The sequence below is a fragment of the Xanthomonas sp. F14 genome (genome assembly GCF_014199865.1).
Map to the genome: position 1 here is coordinate 1 of NZ_JACHOM010000010.1, position 2,146 is coordinate 2,146.

Here is a 2,146-nt window from a genome sequence, read left to right on the forward strand (position 1 = left end):
ATCACCCCGGTGCTGCGTCAGCGTTTGAACGACAAGTTCGCGCGTGGCGCAGACAACCAATCCTTCCTGGTGGAGACGGTCAGCGGTATCGGCACGGTCAAGGCGATGGCGGTGGATCCGCGCGTGACCCGTACCTGGGACAACCAACTGGCCGGCTATGTCAGCGCCGGTTTCAACGTCACCCGTATCGCCACGCTTGGCCAGCAGGGCGTGCAACTGGTGCAGAAGCTCACCGCCGTGGCGGTGCTGTTCTGGGGCGCAAAGCTGGTGATGGAAGGCAAGCTGTCGATTGGTCAATTGATCGCCTTCAACATGCTCTCGGGCCAGGTCACCGCGCCGATCATCCGGCTGGCTCAGTTGTGGCAAGACTTCCAGCAGGTCGGCATTTCGGTCGAGCGGCTGGGCGACATACTCAATACCCGCACCGAGGTGCCGGGCAGCCGCTTGGCACTGCCGCCGATCCGTGGGCAGGTGACGTTCGAGCGGGTCACGTTCCGCTACCGGCCGGATGCGCCCGAGGTGCTCAACGGGATCGAGCTGGACATTCGCCCAGGCGAAATCATCGGCATCGTCGGCCGTTCCGGCTCCGGCAAGAGCACGCTGACCAAGCTGGTGCAGCGGCTCTACACGCCCGAGCGCGGGCGGGTGCTGATCGATGGCCAGGACCTGGCGCTGGCCGATCCGGCCTGGCTGCGCCGTCAGCTGGGTGTGGTGCTGCAGGAGAACTTCCTGTTCAACCGCAGCGTGCGCGAGAACATCGCGTTGACCGATCCCGGCATGCCGCTGGAGCGGGTGATCCATGCGGCCAAGCTGGCAGGTGCCCACGACTTCATTCTGGAATTGCCGGAAGGCTACGACACCAAAGTCGGCGAGCATGGTACCGGCCTGTCTGGTGGTCAGCGGCAGCGCATTGCAATCGCGCGCGCACTGATCGGCGACCCACGCATTCTGATTCTCGACGAAGCCACCAGCGCCCTGGATTACGAATCGGAGCACGCGGTGATGAGCAATATGCGCGCCATCTGTAAGGGGCGCACTGTGCTGATCATCGCGCACCGCCTTTCTACCGTGCGGCAGGCCAATCGCATCGTCGTGGTGGAGAAGGGACGCATCGTCGAGAGCGGCTCGCATGCCGAGCTGGTCGACCGGCCGGAAGGCCAGTACGCGCATCTATACAGACTGCAACAGGGGACCCCATGAAGCACCTGCTCCAGGGATGGCGCGATTTCTTTCTCCGCTATTTCAAGATCTTCAAATCGGCCTGGGCGGTGCGCCGCCAGCTCGACCCGCCCGCGCGCAGCGCCGACGAGCGCGCGTTCCTGCCCGCCCATCTTGAGCTGACCGAAACGCCTGTCTCGCCCACCGCGCGCTGGACGATGCGCATCATCATCGGTTTCTTCTGTGTCGCGCTGCTGTGGGCGTGCCTGGGCAAGCTCGATATCGTCGCCGTGGCACCAGGTAAGACCGTGGTCGACTCACGGACCAAGGTGGTGCAGACCGCAGAAACCGCCGTGGTCCGCAGGATCCTGGTGCGTGATGGACAGGCGGTGAAGAAAGGCCAGTTGCTGGTCGAACTCGATGCCACCGCCACCGGCGCCGAGTTCGCCCAGGCCGGCGACGCACTGGTCAACGCACGTCTCGCTGCGCTTCGCCAGGCAGCGCTGGCGACCGCCATTGCGACCGGGCAGCCGCCGCAGCTGGATCCGGCTCCGGATCTACCCGCCGAGCGCGTAGCCGACGAACAGCAATTGGTCAGCAGTCAATTCGACGCATTCCAGGCGCGCCGACACAACCTGCAAGCCAGCATCGCCCAACGCCAGGCCGAGTTGCAGACCACCCAGGACGCGATCGAACCGCTGGCCGAATCCGCACGCATCTCCAAAGTGCGCGCAGAGGACTACGCCCGCCTGGTCGAAGGCAAGTACGTCGGCCGCCATGACTACCTGTTGCGCGAACAGGAACGCATCGCCGCAGAAAGCCAGCTCGCCACCCAGCGCAATCGCCTGCAGGAGATCCGCTCGGCGACCAGCGCGGCGCAAGAGGAGTTGCGCGTGCTTGTCACCGACACACGCCAGCAGGCACTGGATGCCTTGCGCCAGGCAGGCGAGCAAGCCGGCCAGCTGACCCAGGACGTCGCCAAGACCGG

General features: G+C 65.1%; 2 protein-coding genes. Both read left to right on the forward strand.

Annotated elements, in window-relative coordinates; genetic code table 11:
- A partial coding sequence (locus tag GGR73_RS20180) for an ATP-binding cassette domain-containing protein (RefSeq protein ID WP_184458520.1) occupies positions 1-1,200 on the forward strand: 1,200 nt, incomplete at its 5' end.
- A partial coding sequence (locus GGR73_RS20185) for a biotin/lipoyl-binding protein (protein WP_184458522.1) occupies positions 1,197-2,146 on the forward strand: 950 nt, incomplete at its 3' end. The genes GGR73_RS20180 and GGR73_RS20185, both read left to right, overlap by 4 nt.